Origin of the sequence: Paenibacillus phoenicis, from assembly GCF_034718895.1 — a bacterium.
Classification (GTDB): Bacteria; Bacillota; Bacilli; order Paenibacillales; family Paenibacillaceae; genus Fontibacillus; species Fontibacillus phoenicis.
Genome location: NZ_JAYERP010000001.1, coordinates 1,447,235 through 1,466,444, shown reverse-complemented (window position 1 = coordinate 1,466,444; position 19,210 = coordinate 1,447,235). Strand labels below are relative to the sequence as shown.

The window sequence follows — 19,210 nt, the reverse complement described above, 5'->3', positions numbered from 1 at the left end:
AAGCAAGATGTCGAAGATCAACTTTGCCGTCATCGGCTATGGCGGGATGGGCTCTTACCATGCCCACAACCTCATTCCGGCAGAAAGCTCTCGCTTTCATGTCGTGGGAACCTATGATATTTCCGGAGAAAGACAGCAAATCTCCAAGGGCAAAGGCCTGCATATCTATGGCAGCCTGGAGGAAGTATTAACCGATAACAACATCGAAGCGGTCTTAATCGCGACCCCTAATGATTCCCACAAGGAAATCGCGATTCGCTCGATGCGGGCCGGCAAACATGTCGTTTGCGAAAAGCCGGTGGCGATGAATACCGAAGAGCTGGATGACATTTTGGCGGTGGCTGAAGAGACGGGCAAGGTCTTTATGGTTCACCAAAATCGGCGATGGGACCCGGACTTCCTTATCATTCGCCAGTTGTATCAGAACCGGACGATTGGGGAGATTTTTCAAATCGAATCCCGCGTTCAGGGGGCGAACGGCATTCCAGGCGATTGGCGTCATTTGAAAAAGCATGGCGGCGGCATGCTCCTGGACTGGGGCGTCCATCTGCTGGACCAACTGCTGTGGCTGGTCGATAGCCCTGTGCAAAGTGTATTTTCCGATTTGAGCTATATCTTAGGTGATGAAGTCGATGACGGATTCATGTGCTACATTACTTTTGAAAATGGCGTGAAGGCGCTGGTCGAAGTCGGCACCACCAACTATACCAAGCTTCCGCGCTGGTACGTGAAGGGCCTTGAAGGGACTGCGAAGATTAACGACTGGGATTTGTCCGGCGAAATCATCGCGGCTACTGGCCGTGAGGATGTGGCGGCTCCAACCCCAATCCAAGCGGGCGTGGGACTCACCAAGACGATGGCGCCTCCTTCGGAGGAAGCTACGGAGAAATTGGCTTTCCCTGAACCTAAAGCAGATTTCGTACCGTTCTATCAGAACTTCTATGAAGTTGTACGCGAAGGCGCTGAGCCGATCGTGAAGAATCAGGAAGTTCGCAAGGTGATGAAGCTGATGGATGATATTTTACAGTCCTGTCATAAGGGATGACCATATAACAACACTAAAGGCTAGCCGTTCGCGGTTAGCCTTTTGCTGCTTGAATACATCTCGCAAGTTCTCGAATGCTCAATAGCGGTTCAAGTCTTTAAAGAGGGAGAAAAAAGCCTTAAACGTCGAAACCGTATTGTTTTGGGTCGTTCCAACAGGGACGGAAACGTGGGGAGAACGGGAACTCATCGGTTATGATCTTGACGGAAGCGACGGTTGGTCATTCACGTGGGACTTTGGCAGTCGCAGTATGCATGACCGTATCGTAGTTCAAGCCTTGGGCAGTGATCAGACATCCCAAGCTCAACAGATGATTTTGGTTACCGCCGAGTGAATTTGGATCGCGTGTTAGAGAACTTTGTTAAGAAATATTGTGGGGAACAAAATTAAGGTAGAAGCTCACTGAACCTAAGCGTTCGGTGGGCTTTTTTACATAGATCATCAACCGCATTTCATAAATCATCAATCTGCCCCAAACGAAATCAACATGCCATTGGAGGTTTTGCCCATAGGCCGCCCTGTGGATTGTTCGTATGCTGAGGATGGGTTAACTCCCATCACAATTCATGGAGGGGAAGGTATATGAAGACAAAATCCTTAGCCCGCTGGGTCTCAACCGGCCTAGCCATCGGCTTGCTTAGCACCATGCTGCTGGCATGCTCAAACGGGGGGCAGACAAACAGCGCAAAATCCAATGAAGGGGGAACAGATGCTGGCGGCAGCACCTCGGTCACCGAAACGGGGGCGACTTATCCAATCCAAACCGATAAGAAGCTAACGTATTGGGGGGATTTGACCGGGAACCTGATCGGGATTGTGAATTCCCATAACGATGTTCCATTCTTTCAGAAATGGCAGGAGAAAACCGGGGTTCCGCTCGAATTTACGGCACCGCCGGCAGGTCAAGCCCGCGAGGCGCTGAACGTCATGCTGGCATCAGGCGATCTGCCGGATATGATCGAATACAACTTCATGAGTTTTCCCGGAGGCCCGGAGAAAGCGATCAGTGACGGGTATATTTTGCGTCTGAACGATCTGGTCGACAAGTACGCGCCCAATCTGAAGAAGTATTTAGAGGAGCATCCAGATATCGATAAGATGGTGAAAACCGACAGCGGCAGTTACTACGTCTTTCCGTTTATCCGGGGCGATGAGTATCTGCAGGTCTTCCAGGGGCCGATGATCCGCAAGGACTGGCTAGATGAACTTGGACTGCCGGTGCCGGAAACAATCGACGAATGGACGACCACGCTCCGTGCGTTTAAGGAGAAAAAGGGAGCTGCCGCTCCGCTCTCGCTGGTCAGCAAGCCGCGCTTCTTTAATGAATCCTACAACGGAGCGTTCCTGGGTGCATATGGGGTGACTCAAGGGTTTTACCAAGAAGACGGGAAGATCAAGTTTGGTCCTGCGGAACCCGGATTCAAGGAGTATTTAAGATTGTTCCAATCTTGGTATAAGGAAGGGCTGCTCGATAAAAATATCGCGACGGTCGATGGTAAAGCGCTCGACAGCAACCTTGCTTCCGGAGCAACGGGTGCCACGATCGGCAACGCTGGCGGCGGGATGGGAAAATGGCAGCCGTTGATCGAGGCGAACGATCCGAAAGCAGTGCTTGTGGCAGCTCCTTATCCGGTGCTGAACAAGGGCGAGAAGCCCAAATTCGGGCAGCGGAACCAACCGTACTCCTCTGAAGGCACGGTCGCGATTACAACGGCCGCCAAGGATCCGGAGTTGGCAGTACGGATGCTGGATTACGGGTACAGTGAGGAAGGCCATATGTTCTTCAACTTTGGGGAAGAAGGCGTCAGCTACGAGTTGGTGGACGGATATCCGAAATACACCGACTTGCTCATGAAAAATCCAGATAAACTCGCGCCGGCGCAAGCGATTTCGTTATATGCCCGCGGCAGCTACAACGGACCGTTCGTACAAGACAAACGGTATGCGGAGCAATTCTTCGCCCTGCAAACCCAGCGGGATGCGATCGAAATTTGGAAGAACACCGATGTCGCGAAATACCAATTGCCGCCGATTACGCCAACGCCGGAGGAAAGCTCGGAATATGCCACGATTATGAACGACATCAACACGCTGGTGGATGAGATGACGATCAAGATCATTTTAGGGGAAGAATCCGTGGACCAATTTGAAAGCTATGTAGAAAAAATGAAGTCGCTTCGCCTGGACCGCGCCATCGAGATTCAAACTGCAGCGCTGGAGCGTTACAACAATCGATAAGGAGCATACGGGAGGGCGTATAGGCCCTCCCGACTTGAAATGAGGTGAACCCCTAAAGCGCATGAATAAACCCGTTTCCTTCAAACGCCGGTTGATCCGGGACTTTCGGTTAAACAAATATTTGTATCTCATGATGATTCCCGTCATCGCCTACTACGTGATTTTTCATTACGGTCCGATGTATGGCGCAATCATCGCTTTTAAGGATTTTTCCCCGGTTAAGGGGATCTTGGGGAGCGACTGGGTTGGTCTCAAGCATTTCGAAGAGTTCTTCGGGAGCTACTATTTCTTGCGAGTTCTCAAAAATACCGTACTCATCAGCTTATATACGCTGATCTTTGAGTTCCCCGCGCCGATCATCCTGGCCTTGCTGATCAATGAAGTGCGCCGCCGCCGCTTCAAACGGGTCGTGCAGACCATTACGTATATGCCGTATTTTATCTCCTTAGTTGTGATCTGCGGCATCATTACGGACTTTACGAATGCGGACGGCCTAATTAACCGGCTGTTTATGCTGCTTGGGTACGATGGTCAAGCGATGCTGCAGAAGCCGGAGCTGTTCCGGCCGATCTACGTGTTGTCGGAAATCTGGCAACGCATCGGCTGGGAATCGATCATCTATATTGCCGCGTTGATGAGCATCGATCTCGAGCAATACGAAGCCGCTCGAATTGACGGGGCCAGCCGGCTGAAGCAAATGTTCTATATCACCCTACCCGGCCTGGTACCTGTCATCACCATCATGTTTATTTTGCGGATTGGGAACTTGCTGAACGTTGGTTTTGAAAAAATCATTTTGCTCTACAATCCGATCACCTACGAAACGGCGGATGTTATTTCCACCTTTGTGTACCGCAAAGGGTTGCTGGAATTCGGCTGGAGCTATAGCTCGGCCGTGGGATTATTTAACTCGGTGATCAATCTCGCGCTGCTCATCTCCGCGAACTACATCAGCCGCAAAGTGAATGAAAACAGCTTATGGTGAGGTGGAAGCGATGAAGACGGAAAGCGGTTGGATGGATCGATTATTTAATGTGGTGAATTATACCCTGCTGATTTTGCTCGTTATCGCGACCTTGTATCCGTTGGTCTATGTTCTGTTAGCCTCCCTTAGTGATCCGGCGCGCCTGTTGGCTTATAAAGGACTGCTTTGGAAGCCGGTGGGTTTCAGCCTGGAAGCCTATCGGGCCGTGCTCGCCAACCCGGGGATCGGAATCGGGTTTCGTAATACGTTGTTTATCGTCGTGTTTGGAGTGACCGTGAATATTTTCATGACTGCCCTGGGCGCTTACGTATTGTCCCGCAAAAACGTGATGTGGAACAAGGTCTTTATGTTCATCATCGTGTTTACGATGTTTTTTGGCGGCGGCTTGATTCCGATGTACCTGATCGTCAAGGGCGTAGGTCTATTGGATTCGTTATGGTCCACGATCATCCCGTTTGCAGTCAGCACGTTTAATCTGATCATCATGCGGACGTCATTTATGGGCATCCCGGACAGCTTGGAGGAGTCGGCGAAGATCGATGGGGCGAATCACTTTACGATCCTGTTCCGAATTATCATCCCGCTCTCCATGCCCGTGATTGCCGTGATGATCTTGTATTATGCGGTGGACAAATGGAACGGGTGGTTCTATGCCTCGGTGTTCATCCGAAGCCGGGAGTTGTTCCCCTTACAGCTCGTGCTCCGCGAAATCCTGATCTCGAACTCGACGGACAGTATGTCGATCGGCGCCTCCGCCGGAGACCGGTTCCAGATCGGGGAGACGATCAAATATGCGACGATCATTGTGGCGACGTTTCCGATCATGTGCATATATCCGTTTTTACAGCGTTATTTCGTGAAAGGTGTTATGGTCGGATCGTTGAAGGGGTAATGGATGAGGGGGAAGTCCCACGAGTAAAGGTAGAGGAGGAGAAGCATGACAACGACCTTAAAAACGATCAGCCAGGAGATCTGGCCGCGGTTGGAGTCCAAGGTGTCGCTGATGCGGGATTCCTTGGGATCTAAGGCTCCGCATGTTGCAGGACAAAACGGAATTTATGACGATACGAAGCTGGACTGGTGGACCTCCGGATTCTGGCCGGGGATCCTCTGGCTGATGTACGACATGACGGGTGAAGAAGGATGGCGGGAGGCAGCCTGGTCTTGGGATGAACGGTTGTTTGCGTTGTTCCAGCAGGAGAATGCTTTTGATCATGATGTAGGTTTTCATTTTTTGCCGACGGCGGTCTTTAAGTATAAGCTGACCGGCGACAAAGACGCCTTGCGGCGAGGCTTGTTTGCGGCAAACTTCCTGGCCGGCCGCTTCAACCCGAAGGGAAGCTACCTCCGGGCTTGGAACGGCAGCAAGCAAACCGGCTGGTCGATCATCGATACGATGATGAATATCTCGCTGCTCTTCTGGGCTTCCGAGGAAAGCGGCGACCCACGGTTTGCGCATATCGCCAAGGCTCATGCGGATATGGTTGTGAAGCAATTCGTGCGGGCGGACGGGTCCACCCATCACATCGTGGTGTTTGACCCCGAAACGGGCGAACGCGTGGGGGCGTTAGGCGGACAAGGCGCGGGTCCCGACTCGGCCTGGAGCCGGGGGAACGCCTGGGCGCTTTACGGCCTGACGAATACGTACCGTCATACCAACGACGCAGTGTACTTAAGTGCAGCCCAGCGGGTGGCAAATTTCTTTATCGCTAGCTTGCCTGAGGACAGCGTCCCGCCGTGGGATTTCCGGGCCATACTGGAAGCTGGGGACGACGAGATTCCCCGTGACACCTCGGCCGGAGCGATCGCTGCCTCCGGGTTGCTTGAGCTTGCCGACCAACTGGATGAACCGATTGGCCGACCGTACCGCTCTGCCGCCGAGCGAATCTTAAGCTCACTCGCTACGAATTATGCCACTTGGGACGATCCGAAGCATGAGGCCATCCTGCTTCAAGGTACGGGCCACAAGCCAGCTAATCAGAACGTGAACGTTTCGCTGATCTACGGGGATTATTACTTCGTTGAGGCGTTGGCGAAGCTCCAAGGATGGAAGCGGCGTATTTTCTAAAAAACTTTATCTCGAAATTTAGCCCGAAGGACCACCTAGTCCCTCGGGCTATTTGCGTTTTGTTAGGTCGCAGGACTGCTCGCAAGCGGGAATTGTCAATCGAATTGAACTTTTTATCTATAGGCTTGGGCCGGGGAAACACGTTATAATTAGGTCTTGATCTGATGCACCGACAAACCAACAAAACCGACGAACCGATTAACCCACTAACCTGCTTATCTACAAATCAGAAGGATACGGGGGAGGAACGGATGTTGAACATTCAATCTTTGTGGCGGAAACGGGAAAGCGTGATCGTAACCTGGCTCGTTTCGTACAGTGCAGTGTTGTTTGTGCCGATTCTGTTCAGCCTCATCATTTACGCTCAGGCCAATACAGCGTTAAAGAGCGAAATTCACCGGGCGAACGATTCGTTACTGAAGCAAATGCGCTATACGATCGATACGCAAATCGATTTGATGAAGCGGCTCAATATGGAGATGACTTGGAGTCCGAACCTGCAGACCTTGATGTATTCAAGTCAGTCTGACGCCGAAGCACCTTACACCGCTTACCAGCTCGTCAAGGAGTTTCGTCTGTTCAAGACGTCGTACGCCACGATCGATGAATTTTACGTCGTTTGGAAAAAAGGGGATGCGGTTCTCCGGGCGGGGAATATCCGGGATATCCCCACCGCCTTTCATACCATTCACGAGACCGGGGCCATCAGTTTAGAGACTTGGAAACGCCTAGTTTTGGAAGCGGATACAAAACACTTTGTTGTGCTCCCTCACCTCAATGCGGGGCACGCGGAATCCTCCATCGCTTATGTCACGCAGCTGCCAGCTGATCTGAACGGGCAAGAGACAGGGACGGTCGTGGTGATGACGGATACGAGCCGGTTCCAACAGGCCCTTGAGGGGATCTCCGGCTTCAGTGATGGTCTGCTGCTGATCCTAAATCAGAATGACGAGGTGCTGATGACCAATCGGGATCCTGCCGATGAGCTGCTTCCCTTTATGGATGGCAACCGCGTAAGGCTGGATCGGGCGAAGGTCGGGGAATCGGAGCTGTTCTATATGGATTCCGCGGTATCCGATCTCAAATATGCGTTGATCATCCCGAGCGGGTTGTATTGGGAAAAAGCCGTGAACGTCCGCAATTTTACGTATATCAGCATTCTGGTCAGCCTGCTTGGCGCCGGCGTGCTGACGTGGTTTTTCATGCGTCGCAACTATTCTCCGATCCAACAGCTGGTGGAATCGTTGTCGGACAAATCGACTCAAGCCATGCCTGGAGAGCCTAATGAGCTGCGGTTTATCCAGAACATGATCCAGCGGGCCCGGAGCGAGAAGAATGAGATTGCCCAGCAACTTCAGAAGCATCAGCAGGTGCTTCGCTCGAATTTGATTTATCGGCTGCTGAAAGGGAAAACCGATCCGCTGGTGCCGTATGAAGAATCGTTCCGCTCCTTTCAGATGCCGCTGTATTCACGGGATTTTGCCGTCATTTTATTCGTGATCGAAAATGAAGACCAACTCTATGACAAGCTGCCCGGCGTGGGATTAAGCGAACGGAGTAAGTTGATCCAGCTGATCATCTCCAATGTGGTCGAGGAGTTGGTTGCCGCTCGAGGACATGTAGGGTACGTTGCGGAGGTTGACGAGATGATCGTTTGCCTGGTGAATTTGCAGGCGGATTCCAAGACGTGGAGCGAGGATTTGAGAGAGATTGCGGCGGAAGCCCAGCGGTTCTTGGAGCGTTACGAGATGGAGCTGACCATTTCGTTCAGCGGCCGGCATCCATCATGGATTGGTATTCATGAGGCGTATCAAGAAGCGGTGGATGCGATGGAATACAAGATGGTATTGGGGAAGAAAGGGATTATTGCTTACGGCGAGATCCATCGTGAGACGGCAAATGGCATGTACGGGTATGATTATCCGCTGCAAACCGAGCAGCAGTTGATTAACTTCATCAAAGCCGGCGATGCCGAGCAGGCCGGCCGTTACATGAATGAGATCATGAAGCGGAATTTGGAGAAGCCGGTGATGTCGCTTAACGTGGCCAAATGCCTCATGTTTAATTTGGTAAGTACGATGATCAAGGTCATCCATGAACTAGGCGGACATGAGGATGATTGCCGGCTGGCCGATTATCCGCTGTGGATCGACGAGGTGCTGGCCTGCGATACGGTACAGGAAATGCAAAGCGCTCTGCAAGGCTTGTTGCATGAGGTCTGCGCATTTGCCGCCGACAAACGTGCAAGCCATCTGTTGAGAGAACGAGAGGACTCGCTTCGCAGCCTGATCGAGAAAGTGACGGCGTATATCGCGGCACGTTACAACGACGCCAACTTAAATGTGAATGCGATTGGCGATCATTTTGGGATGAAAGGCAGTTACCTCTCCAAGCTTTATAAGAATCAGACGGGAGAAGGCCTGCTGGACAGCATCCACCGATGCCGAATTGAGAAGGCGAAGGAGCTCATGCGGACGCAATCGGAATCGATCAGCGAGCTGTCTAAAGTGGTGGGATATAACGATGCAGCTACGTTTATTCGGGTATTTAAGAAGTACGAAGGCATCACGCCTGGCAGATATAAAGAGATCAGCGGCATGAATGGGAAGGAGGTTACGGTATGAGTGGAAATCGAAAAAAGGTTCGGACTCTTACAAACCGGGGACTCGCGACGGTGTTGATTCTGGCGTTATTTGTCCTACTGAGCTCTTGTGATTCCAGTGCGGGACCCTTCAGCGGGTCATCCGCCGCTTCGGCGGCGAATCCGCAGGAGGTACAACCGGGCGGAAATCATGCGCAGGATCAACGGTTGACGCTCACTTACTGGGCTGAGCTCAACGGAAATGCAGCCAGCATTAAATCCAAGTTCAGTGAGGTTCCTTTCTTCCAAGAATGGCAACGGAGAACCGGAGTCCAGCTCGATTTCATCCAGCCTCCCGCCAATCAAGGGAAGGAGGCGATTAGCGTCCTGCTCGCTTCCGGCGAGCTGCCGGATCTGATCGAGTATGAATGGATCAATTATCCGGGCGGTCCGGAGAAGGCGATCAACGACGGGTATATTCTAAGGCTGAATGAAATCTTCGACCAATATGCCCCTCATTTGAAAAAATATCTCCAAGCGCATCCCGAGATCGATCTCCAGGTTCGTACCGCAAACGGAAGTTACTACGCCTTCCCATTTATTCAAGGGGATCAGCGGCTTCGTACTTACCAGGGTCCCATCATTCGCAAGGATTGGCTAGATGATCTTGGGCTAGAAATTCCGGAGACAATCGCGGAATGGCATGATGTGCTGAAGGCGTTCAAGGAACGCAAGGGGGCTGAGGCTCCGCTAACCTTTCTTGGCGTACCGAATCCGCTGTTTGGCATCGAAGGCGGAGGATTCGTTGGCGCCTTTGGGATTAAGAAGGATTTCTATCAAGAGCAGGGGAAGGTCAAATTTGGCGCCATCGAGCCGGAGTACAAGGCGTTTCTCGCTTTGTTCCGCGACTGGTATCAGCAAGGGCTTATCGATCCCAACCTTGCTGCAGTGGACTCGGAAACCCAAGATACGAGCATGATTCTCGGACGTAGCGGCGCCAGCATCTGGAACGCCGGAGCGGGAATCGGGACCTGGCTGCCGGTGATGAGAGCCCAGGACCTGAAGGTCGAACTGGCGCCGGCGCCATATCCGGTACTGAAGAAGGGTGATCGTCCGAAATTTGGTCAGCTCGCTCCGGTGGTGGGTGTCAGCGGCAGTGTTGCGATCTCAACAAGCAATCAGCATGTGGAGGAGTCGGCCCGGATGCTGGATTACGGTTACAGCCCGGAAGGTCATCTGCTGTTTAACTTCGGAATGGAAGGGGTCAGCTACGAAATGAAGGACGGGTATCCGGCCTATACCGACCTCATTTTAAACAATCCCAACCAGTGGGCTCCTTCACAAGCGCTGGCGATGTATACCCGTGCTAGTTATTTTGGTCCGTTCGTGCAGGATGTACGGTATATGGAGCAGTATTATTCGCTGCCGGAGCAACAGGAGGCTACCCGCCTATGGTCCGATACGGATGCCGCGCTCCACAACTTGCCGGTTCTGCCGAAAACCGAGGAGGAGAGCACGGAGTTTTCGGTCATTATGCAAGACGTGAACCGCCTCGTGGATGAGATGTCGCTTAAGATCATCTATGGGATGGAGCCGCTGGATGCGTTCGAAGGGTACGTGGAGCAAATTCATGCCATGGGGATCGACCGGGCGATTCAAATCCAACAGCAGTCCCTCGATCGGTATAACACGGCATTGTCTGCGAAGTGAATGGAGGGATTTGGAAAAAACGCAACGCGAGTGGCGTTTTTGAGCATCGATAAACAGGCTTCCTCCCACTACAATGGTGGGTGAATCCCATAAACAAAGGAGGAAGATGATGTGATGCGCAAAAGATGGTCGGCCATACTGCTCGCCCTGGCCGTTGTCGCCGGACTCACAGTAACCGGGGGAGGAGCTATTTCAGCGTCAGCCGACGAAGCGAATCCGGCAGCCCATCAAGGTCCGTCCCTTGGCCGCGATAGGAGAAGCTTGCTTTATCCCAAGGGGTGGTATCCGGGATACCGGACGAGTGAGGGTCAGTTCCTGCATGATTTCTCCTATGCAGGCTACCGGAGAGGTGAGGTACCGATTCCTTCCGTGAACAAGCACCGGGGCATTAACGTGACGAAATCCCCATACCGCGCGGACCCTACTGGGCGCACGGACTCCACACGCGCCATTCAACAAGCGATTGATGATGCGGCGGCGCGCGGAGGAGGCGTTGTCTACCTTCCCAAAGGAACGTATCGTGTGACTCCGCAGGAAGGGAAGGATTTTGCTCTAAATATCAACTCCAGCGGGGTGGTGCTCAAGGGAGACGGGCAGCTTCAAACGCACATTTACAATGCGCAGGAAAATATGAAGCAAAAGGACATCATCCGAGTCGGCGGCGGGGATTGGAAACGGACCAGCACTTCGAGCAAGCTGCGCAAAACAGTATCCGAACCTACGGTGTTGCTGCCCGTAGAGAGCACGGATGGCTTCCAAGTGGATGATTTCGTTGTCATTACCTTTGAGACGACGGAAGGCTTCCTGAAGGAGCATGGGATGCAGAATAAATGGGCTTCCCGTTTAGGTAAGGTGGAGCCGATATTTTATCGGCAGATCGTAGCTGTTGATTCGAAGGCCAAAACTTTGACCCTGGATATCCCAACCCGGTATCCTCTAAAGCTTCGTGATGATATTACGATTACTAAAACGGAAGCTCCAATCATGGAGGTGGGCCTGGAGGACTTCTCCATCGCGAACGTCGAGAACTCGAAGCCGGGGCTCGGCGAAGATGACTTCAAGGTGGAAGGAACGGCAGGGTACGAAGCCGATAATGCCAAAGCGATCAACGTCATCGCTGCCGCAAACAGCTGGATCCGCAATGTTGGCACGTACAAGCCGCCGGGGAATGCGAACTACCACATTTTATCTAAAGGCATCATTTTGGATCGGACCAAAAATGTCACTGTCGACAAGGTTACCATGCAGTATCCGCAATACCGGGGAGCCAACGGGAACGGGTATCTATACCAATTCATCGGTAACGATAACCTGATTATGAACTGTCGTGCCGTCGGGGCGAGACATAGCTTCACCTATGCTAATTTCTCGGCGAATGGTAACGTGCTGCTGGATTCGTATTCCGAGAACTCATTTTACCTCACTGACTTCCACATGTATTTGAGTATGGCCAATTTGATTGACAATTTCACGGTGAACGGGGACGCGATTTCCGCGATCACGAGGGATTACGGATCGTCTGCGACGAACCGCCACGGTGTGGTAACAACCGAAAGCGTATTTTGGAACACGAAAGGGATTGCCGCCCATTCAAGTAAACCGGGGATCATCATCGAATCGGAGCAGTTTGGCAACGGGTATATTATCGGCACCCACGGGAAAGTGAACGGGGTGAAAGTGGATATCATCGGTTCGATTCCGGATGCGGATACCTCGCCGTTTGATTGGGTCGAAGGCGTCGGGCAAGGGGAGCGGCTGTTCCCGCAAAGCTTGTACAAGGATCAAACCAAGCAACGGTTGGATCACCGGGAACTGGGATTGCAGTCGATCCTTGTCAACGGGGAAGCTGTGCCGGGCGTGCAGTTTTTGCGGACGCAATATGATTATGTACTGCCATATGGTACCACAGAAACCCCAATCCTTTCGGCAAAGGCAACGTCGAAGGATGCCCGTGTCAAGATCGTCCAACCGAAAGGGACAAGCGGAACCGGCGTTATTACGATTACCCGGCGCGGAAAGACGCAAACGGTGCGGGTGAAGTTTAGTGTGGCGAAGACGCCTGTGCTGCCGGAGAATATTACGATTGCCCCGGACAAAAGCGTACCGGGCTGGCGTTCTGCCGGTTATGCGATCAGCGCAGGCAAGAGCGGACGTCTTCAATCTTTCCTGACGCTCGATAACGGGGAAGTCGTAAACACCTCCGAGTTAAATATCCCGGTGACGTACCGGGTTAGTGACGAACAGGTGGGTTATATCGAAGGAAATACATTTTATGCCGAACGGCCCGGTGTCGCAGACATCATTGCCAGCTGCCAGCTACAAGGCGTGGTCGTCGAAGCGCGCCAGACCTTTGAGGTGCTGGAGCCGATACCCGAGCCTGCGGGACCTTTAGCCGCCATCGCCAAAGTAACGGCCAGCGCAGATGACGGCAATGTGCCCAGCAACACGCTGGACCGTGATCCGGACACCCGTTGGTCTGCAGATGGGAAAGGACAGTTTTTGCAGGTGGAGCTGGAAGAGGTCACGATCGTGGATGGGGTAAGCCTGTGGTTTTATAACGGACACACCCGCTCGAACTATTTTGATCTGGAGGTTTCCGTGGATGGTGTTCATTTCGAATCTGTTCTAACCGGGATGGCCAGCAAGAAACAGTCGGAACTGGAGACGTTTGAGTTTACTCCGACCCCGGCCAAATACATCCGATATGTGGGTCAAGGCAACGAGATCAATACCTGGAACAGCTTGCTTGAAATTTGGGTTCACGCCGAATAATGTCGAATAATCAGGGCTTGAATCCCTCTACAATAGGCCGAACAGATCATTTGCGCTCATCCTTTTTATGATAATCTCATTCTGAATCGAATCGCCCTGTAAGGAGTACGGCCAATTGTTTATCGCATCGCAGGGAAATCAGAGAAGGAATGGAGTGTAGAGGACCGAGTGAAGAACAAGGCAATCCTGCTGTTGTTGGCAGTCTGTTTGACGGGGGTTTTTGGAGTTTCGTCTCCGGCCCAAGCAGAGGCGCGGCCAACCAAAGCGATTTGGGCATGGGATTTTTATGATGCGGCTTCCAATTCGCAAAAGATCACGTCTTTGTTGGAGTTTCTGAAGGAGCAGGACATCAACCTGCTGTTTATCGGAACAAGCAGAACGCTGCCGGATCAGCCGGCAACCTATACGGAACTGATCTATCGGGCACATGCGGAGGGAATTCGCGTCTTTGCGCTGGTCGGAAGAGCAGAGTGGGCCTTGGAAGGCCGACATCGCGATGCACTCGCAGAGCTTCGGCAGGTGCTGTCGTTTAATGCTTCCCACCCGGCCAGCACCTTTGACGGCATTCAATTTGATATCGAGCCGCACACGTTGCCGGAATACCAAACGAAGCGAGGATCCATCAATTATCAATACCTGCAGGTCTTGAAGAAAATCGCGGCAGAAATTCGCGCCAGCGGCGATCCACTGGAGTTTAACGCGGCGATTCCTTGCTGGTATGCTACGGGAGAAAATCCGGTGATAGTGGAGACGGGCGGACAACGGAAGCCGTTAAGTTATTTCGTATTGGATATCGTGGACACTGTTTCCGTCATGGCCTACCGCGACACAGCTGATCGGCAAATTCGCGCATCCTTGGCGGAAGCCGATTATGCTGCAAGCTTGGGTAAGAAGGTCTATATCGGTGCAGAAACCAGTCCGCCAAACGGATCTACGATTCCAAACGAGATTACGTACTATAACAAAGGCTTGGTTTACATGAACCAGCAAATTCAGGCCATCAACGCTTATTATGCGAAGCATGCAGGATTTGGCGGCATCGCCATCCATCAATACCCTGCATACCGAATCATGCTGCAAGGCCGGTAAGAAGCAATCGGGCAGGTGAAGGTTCATCGGCACACATACAGATTGCTGAAAATGAATAAGGATGAAAAAGATGGAGACGTACTTCCCGGACTTTCGGAATCAAAGATATCCTGCGCTGTTTACGACAAACGACATGCTGGTGCTGGGCGCGATGAAGCTGTTGCTGGACCGAGGTGTTCAGATCCCTCAGGAGGTTGCCGTCTTGGGGTACGACGATATCGAGCTTGGCCGCATGTATTCGCCGTCGCTGTCCACGGTCAGCGTGGATACCGCCGGCATCGGGAGGGATGCGGTGGAGCTGTTGGACAAGCTGATCCGCGGTGAAGCGGATTTGCCTAAGCTGGTGGAATACGAAAGTCATGTTGTCAAACGTCAATCAACGGAAGGAAGGGAGTGACCTGAATGGGATGGTATTGGAAAAAAGTAGGGTAAGGCGAATCATCGAGTTTGTGCTGCTCGCTGCTCACCGTGTTTGCGATATTTTTTGCCGGTCCGCTCTTGAACCTGCTGGTGCTGGCGTTTAGCGAGAAGTGGAACTATCCGGACGTCTTGCCGGCGACTTGGGGGTTCAAATGGTGGAACTTCGTATTAGCCAAGGACGATATCGTCTCCTCGATTTCGTTGTCGTTCTTGATCGCGGCGATTGTAACGGCGTTATCGATCCTCATCTGCATCCCGACCGCATATGCGTTCGCCAGAATCCAGTTTCCGCTGAAGCGAATGTTCTTGTTCTCGTTCCTGCTGACGCATGGATGTAACCCCGGGATACGGGGTTCTTTTTTTAAAATTATTCTTTCCATTGATTTGGTTGTTTGGATTCGTTTACAGTATAATTATGCTGTAATTTTCCAAATCGAGAGGGGATGTCCGTGAATAACGTAGACAGGTCAAATCAAGCGACATCAAAGGAGCAGTGGAAAAGGAACATCATCCTGTTCCTGAGCAGTCAAACGATTTCGCTGTTTGGCTCCTCGCTGGTGCAGTACGCGATCATGTGGTACATTACGCTAAATACGAAATCGGGGATCATGATGACGTTATATATCATCTGCGGGTTTATCCCAACGTTCCTGTTATCCCCGGTGGCGGGCGTCTGGGCGGATCGCTACAACCGAAAATGGCTGATTATGCTGTCGGATGGCATGATCGCCTTCGCTACACTGATCCTCGCGCTCCTATTCCTGATGGGCTATGAGGAAGCTTGGCTGCTCTTTGTTATGGCTGCGATCCGGGCGCTTGGCTCGGGCGTGCAGACGCCGGCAGTTGGGGCGATTTTGCCGCAAATCGTACCGTCCGACCAATTAACGAAAGTGAACGGGATTAACGGAAGCATTCAAGCAGTCATTATGTTCGTGTCCCCGATTGTCAGCGCTGCGCTGCTCACTTTGGCGACGATCGAAACGATTTTCTTCATCGATGTGGTCACGGCGGCGATCGCGATTTTGACACTGCTGCTTTATTTTCGGATTCCGACCCATCAACGAGCTTCAGGTCCGCAATCAACTGGTTATTTTCACGACCTGAAAGAAGGTCTGGCCTATATCCGTCGACAAGCCTATCTAAAATCCTTCTTTGCTTTTATGGCGGTCTTTTTTATTCTGATGGCCCCGGCCGCGTTTTTGACCCCGCTTCAGGTGACCCGCACTTACGGCGAAGAGGTCTGGCGGCTTACCGCAATTGAAATCGCCTTTTCCATCGGAATGATGGCGGGAGGGGGATTGATTGCCGCGTGGGGCGGTTTTAAGAATAAAGTGCACACGATGACTTTGGCTACGGTATTGATGGGGTTATGTACATTTTTGCTTGGCGTCGTCCCCGTCTTTTGGATCTATCTGGCGTTTATGACCTTGTTTGGGATCGCAATGCCAACCTTTAATACCCCTACGATGACGATGATTCAGGAAAAGGTCGACGAAAGCTATATGGGAAGAATCTTTGGCGTATTCAGCATGATCTCCACGTCGATGATGCCGATCGGGATGCTGATCTTCGGGCCCATTGCCGATGCGATTGCGATCGAATGGCTGCTCATCGCGACGGGACTGCTGATTTTGCTCCTATCGCTCTTTCTCGGACGGAATCAAGCGTTGCTGGAAGCTGGCAAACCGGCAATCCAGGAAGGCACAACCTAATCTTGAGAAGGCAGGCTCAATGAGCCCTGCCTTTTTATTTTTGTCACCCGGATCAGGAGGCGAAGCAAGCGCTGCGGATTGGAAAGTAATCTGGCTGAGCCAGAGCCAAACAAAGGCGCCCACAACTTAATTGGGGCGCCCATTTAATATGATATTGCTTGCTTTGCCAAAATCGAGAGCGACTTTGCCTGTAATCGAGGCAATCTGTTGAGCCAGAACCACTGCGCTGACCCCACATGAAATCAGTGCCACATCAAAGCTGTCCTTATGAGCGGTAATCCACTTGATCGTATTCCGGTACTCCGGCCATTGGTCAAAAGGCAGGGCGTGCACGATTTTTTGGTTATAGGGTTCTTTTTTAAGCCGTTCCTTGATCTTAGCGGCTTCCCGTGTGATGACCATAATTCGCAGGCCGGAGAGGAGTGACCAAAATTCCTCCATTTTGGCCAATTCCCGGTTCACCCCGGCATGGCAAATCACAGGCGGCTGAATCTTGTAATAGGAGAAAACCTTATCGGTTAAGGGTCTTTTTAAATAATCCGGGGCATTGATCGTGTTGTCTCCGGCGGGCAGGATTCCTACAACGGTCGCCTTTTTTACGGAAGAAATCACGGCGTTGCGCAGCGGTAAATTTGGAAGGGTCAGGCCTTTTTCTCCTCGGTTCGCTTTGATTGCCCACCGTTCCTGAAGCACTTTAGACATGGGCCAGACATGATGCTGAGACATGACCAAGTTCTCGCCATCACCAATCCTTACTAACGAAAACGGCTTCTGTTTCTCGATGGCGTCTCTGATTCTCTTTAGCAAATCTTGGGCTTCCAAGTAGATTTGTTGCATCGGACGTTTCATTCCTTTCGCGTGCTTAATCATTTCAGTCTATGATGGCGAATAGGGTTTGAATTGTGTGCTTGTACTGCAAAGTAAATTTGCGGTTGGGTTGACTTTTTTTGCAGTGCGTTATGGAATACGTCCCTGTCCTTCTCCTATTGTCTAGCATATAGTGAAAGATCGGTAGCTCCGTTACACGCAAGTAAAAGCAATCAGACGGGCTATTATGACAAGGAGGGAAGTGCATGTCCAAAAAAGTGGTGATTGAAAGCAATTTCAATACGTTTGGGTTTGATCCAGAGCGGCTTACTCGGCCGTGGCTGGAGAAACGAATCGCGATCTTTCGCAACTTTACCTTGAAATCATTAAAAGCCCAAACCAATCAGAATTTTCTGGCGATATTTAAGATCGCCCAAGGAACCGAAGCGATTGTTGCAGACATATTGTCAAAACAACCGCCGTTTCCAAACAACATCTGGTTTGGGACGAACCGCGACAGTATCGAGAAAATTAAAGCCTTTGCCGGCAAAAGCGATGATTTATATATCGCGCGTTTGGATTCTGACGATCTGTATCATAAAACTTACGTACAGCAGCTGTATAATTATCAGCCAAAGTCCGAAACCGTCGCATTGATTAATCAAAACGGCTATTTATGGGACAGTGTTAACAGCGAAATGGCACCAACCTTTCATCGTTCCCCACAATTCTATGTATTTCTGTACAAGACAGCAGAGTATCTGAACGGATACCGCGTTAAACTTCCAGGGCGGGGCACGCACGGCAATGTGATCGATTTACCGCATGAACTGCTTGCCCCCCGGAACTACGTGAATGTCATCCATCAGGATAATACTTCAGTCAAAAGAGTACCGCCACGCGACCGATTGAGCCCCGCGGAAATCCGGAACGTGTTGAAAGAATTCATGGGATAACCGCGGGTTCCCTCGAACTAGAGGAGGTGAAGGAATATGGTAAACCAGGATCGGGTCAACGAGCGCTATTATGGCCAGGTAAACTCGGAAAAGTCCCATGAAGCAACAAGAGCACGTATCCACTGGATTTGCCGTCAAGTCACTGGCAGAAGAGTACTTGACGTAGGGTGCAGCCAAGGGATTACTTCGATCCTCCTGGGCCGAGAAGGACGCAGGGTTCTAGGGTTAGATTTGGAAGAAGGAGCTATCCATTATGCGAAAAGGGAGTTGTCCCGGGAATCTAAGCCTGTCCGGTCCAAAGTTCAGTTTAAAGTAGCCGATGTCACTGAATTCCAAGGTCATAAGCTATTTGATACGGTCATTCTAGGACAAATTCTGGAGCATTTTGCGAATCCCGGAGTTTTGATCAGTCATGCTTATCGATTGCTGGCAGACGGCGGAACCCTCATCGTAACGGTGCCTTACGGATATCATCCCTTCCACGATCATAAGCAGACCTTCTATGCGGGGAACCTAGGCATCTGCCTGGATCCCTGGTTCGAGATCACGAAATTGGAAGTGCAGCATAATTATTTGTGCTGCGTGGCTGTGAAACAAAAAGAGATTCGGAGACAAATCCTTCCTGATGCTTCCATGATGAAGAACTGGATCCTTTTTGACAGCGAGCGGTTTACTGAGATTGAACGCCAGCACCTGCAAGTCATGGAGCAGCGAAAAAAAGCGCTGGGGCAAGCTTACGAGCAACTGAAAGAACTGCGTAAAACGAAGCCCAATTAAGCCCCCAAGAGATGAACACACCCGAACAAGGGTGTGTTTTTTTTTCGTTT

General features: G+C 51.5%; 14 protein-coding genes and 1 pseudogene. 14 read left to right on the top strand and 1 reads right to left on the bottom strand.

The features are described 5' to 3' along the window. The first annotated feature begins 7 nt into the window (after window positions 1-7). From U9M73_RS06855 to U9M73_RS06800, 12 genes and pseudogenes are all read left to right on the top strand, one after another. Complete coding sequence (locus U9M73_RS06855; protein ID WP_260071570.1) at window positions 8-1,045, top strand: Gfo/Idh/MocA family protein; 1,038 nt, start codon at window positions 8-10, stop codon at window positions 1,043-1,045. Window positions 1,046-1,627: 582 nt separating this feature from the next. Then, the gene (locus U9M73_RS06850; RefSeq protein ID WP_323076612.1) at window positions 1,628-3,283 is read left to right on the top strand and encodes an extracellular solute-binding protein; all 1,656 of its coding nucleotides are present in this window, start codon (window positions 1,628-1,630) and stop codon (window positions 3,281-3,283) included. Between the two features lie 61 nt (window positions 3,284-3,344). After that, window positions 3,345-4,268: an ABC transporter permease gene (locus tag U9M73_RS06845; RefSeq protein ID WP_009226554.1), complete on the top strand. Its 924-nt coding sequence runs from the start codon at window positions 3,345-3,347 to the stop codon at window positions 4,266-4,268. 10 nt (window positions 4,269-4,278) lie between these two features. Then, on the top strand, window positions 4,279-5,160 hold the full coding sequence (locus U9M73_RS06840; protein WP_036646363.1) for a carbohydrate ABC transporter permease: 882 nt from the start codon (window positions 4,279-4,281) through the stop codon (window positions 5,158-5,160). Window positions 5,161-5,205: 45 nt separating this feature from the next. Further along, complete coding sequence (locus tag U9M73_RS06835) at window positions 5,206-6,336, top strand: glycoside hydrolase family 88 protein (protein ID WP_009226556.1); 1,131 nt, start codon at window positions 5,206-5,208, stop codon at window positions 6,334-6,336. Window positions 6,337-6,587: 251 nt separating this feature from the next. Beyond that, window positions 6,588-8,960 carry a helix-turn-helix domain-containing protein gene (locus tag U9M73_RS06830; RefSeq protein ID WP_323076609.1) on the top strand — a complete coding sequence of 791 codons (2,373 nt, stop codon included), beginning with the start codon at window positions 6,588-6,590 and terminating at the stop codon, window positions 8,958-8,960. Continuing rightward, window positions 8,957-10,627 carry a type 2 periplasmic-binding domain-containing protein gene (locus tag U9M73_RS06825; protein ID WP_323076608.1) on the top strand — a complete coding sequence of 557 codons (1,671 nt, stop codon included), beginning with the start codon at window positions 8,957-8,959 and terminating at the stop codon, window positions 10,625-10,627. Before U9M73_RS06830 ends, U9M73_RS06825 begins: the two co-directional genes overlap by 4 nt. A gap of 114 nt (window positions 10,628-10,741) precedes the next feature. Then, the gene (locus tag U9M73_RS06820) at window positions 10,742-13,399 is read left to right on the top strand and encodes a discoidin domain-containing protein (RefSeq protein ID WP_323076607.1); all 2,658 of its coding nucleotides are present in this window, start codon (window positions 10,742-10,744) and stop codon (window positions 13,397-13,399) included. A gap of 168 nt (window positions 13,400-13,567) precedes the next feature. Further along, the gene (locus U9M73_RS06815; protein ID WP_260071576.1) at window positions 13,568-14,488 is read left to right on the top strand and encodes a TraB/GumN family protein; all 921 of its coding nucleotides are present in this window, start codon (window positions 13,568-13,570) and stop codon (window positions 14,486-14,488) included. A 70-nt stretch (window positions 14,489-14,558) separates the two neighbouring features. Then, window positions 14,559-14,885 carry a substrate-binding domain-containing protein gene (locus U9M73_RS06810; protein ID WP_260071577.1) on the top strand — a complete coding sequence of 109 codons (327 nt, stop codon included), beginning with the start codon at window positions 14,559-14,561 and terminating at the stop codon, window positions 14,883-14,885. Between the two features lie 5 nt (window positions 14,886-14,890). After that, window positions 14,891-15,238 (top strand): annotated as a pseudogene (locus tag U9M73_RS06805) (ABC transporter permease); the annotation flags it as partial. 119 nt (window positions 15,239-15,357) lie between these two features. After that, window positions 15,358-16,620, top strand: a complete 1,263-nt coding sequence (locus tag U9M73_RS06800; RefSeq protein WP_260071579.1) for an MFS transporter — start codon at window positions 15,358-15,360, stop codon at window positions 16,618-16,620. A 126-nt stretch (window positions 16,621-16,746) separates the two neighbouring features. Here the strand turns inward: U9M73_RS06800 and U9M73_RS06795 are convergent, their stop codons facing one another. Continuing rightward, window positions 16,747-17,457 carry a GT-D fold domain-containing glycosyltransferase gene (locus U9M73_RS06795; RefSeq protein WP_260071580.1) on the bottom strand — a complete coding sequence of 237 codons (711 nt, stop codon included), beginning with the start codon at window positions 17,455-17,457 and terminating at the stop codon, window positions 16,747-16,749. A 236-nt stretch (window positions 17,458-17,693) separates the two neighbouring features. On the opposite strand from U9M73_RS06795, the gene U9M73_RS06790 reads away from it, so the two are divergent. Then, window positions 17,694-18,383, top strand: coding sequence for a putative rhamnosyl transferase (locus U9M73_RS06790; protein ID WP_260071581.1), 690 nt, complete (start codon window positions 17,694-17,696; stop codon window positions 18,381-18,383). 36 nt (window positions 18,384-18,419) lie between these two features. Next, window positions 18,420-19,160 (top strand): class I SAM-dependent methyltransferase, encoded by a 741-nt coding sequence (locus U9M73_RS06785; RefSeq protein ID WP_009226573.1) that lies wholly within the window; start codon window positions 18,420-18,422, stop codon window positions 19,158-19,160. Window positions 19,161-19,210 lie beyond the last annotated feature (50 nt).

Bases quoted from the DNA above. Each gene is read 5' to 3' on its own strand.
- U9M73_RS06855 (WP_260071570.1), top strand. From the start codon at position 8: ATGTCGAAGATCAACTTTGCCGTCATCGGCTATGGCGGGATGGGCTCT.
- U9M73_RS06850 (WP_323076612.1), top strand. From the start codon at position 1,628: ATGAAGACAAAATCCTTAGCCCGCTGGGTCTCAACCGGCCTAGCCATC.
- U9M73_RS06845 (WP_009226554.1), top strand. From the start codon at position 3,345: ATGAATAAACCCGTTTCCTTCAAACGCCGGTTGATCCGGGACTTTCGG.
- U9M73_RS06840 (WP_036646363.1), top strand. From the start codon at position 4,279: ATGAAGACGGAAAGCGGTTGGATGGATCGATTATTTAATGTGGTGAAT.
- U9M73_RS06835 (WP_009226556.1), top strand. From the start codon at position 5,206: ATGACAACGACCTTAAAAACGATCAGCCAGGAGATCTGGCCGCGGTTG.
- U9M73_RS06830 (WP_323076609.1), top strand. From the start codon at position 6,588: ATGTTGAACATTCAATCTTTGTGGCGGAAACGGGAAAGCGTGATCGTA.
- U9M73_RS06825 (WP_323076608.1), top strand. From the start codon at position 8,957: ATGAGTGGAAATCGAAAAAAGGTTCGGACTCTTACAAACCGGGGACTC.
- U9M73_RS06820 (WP_323076607.1), top strand. From the start codon at position 10,742: ATGCGCAAAAGATGGTCGGCCATACTGCTCGCCCTGGCCGTTGTCGCC.
- U9M73_RS06810 (WP_260071577.1), top strand. From the start codon at position 14,559: ATGGAGACGTACTTCCCGGACTTTCGGAATCAAAGATATCCTGCGCTG.
- U9M73_RS06795 (WP_260071580.1), bottom strand. From the start codon at position 17,457: ATGCAACAAATCTACTTGGAAGCCCAAGATTTGCTAAAGAGAATCAGA.
- U9M73_RS06790 (WP_260071581.1), top strand. From the start codon at position 17,694: ATGTCCAAAAAAGTGGTGATTGAAAGCAATTTCAATACGTTTGGGTTT.
- U9M73_RS06785 (WP_009226573.1), top strand. From the start codon at position 18,420: ATGGTAAACCAGGATCGGGTCAACGAGCGCTATTATGGCCAGGTAAAC.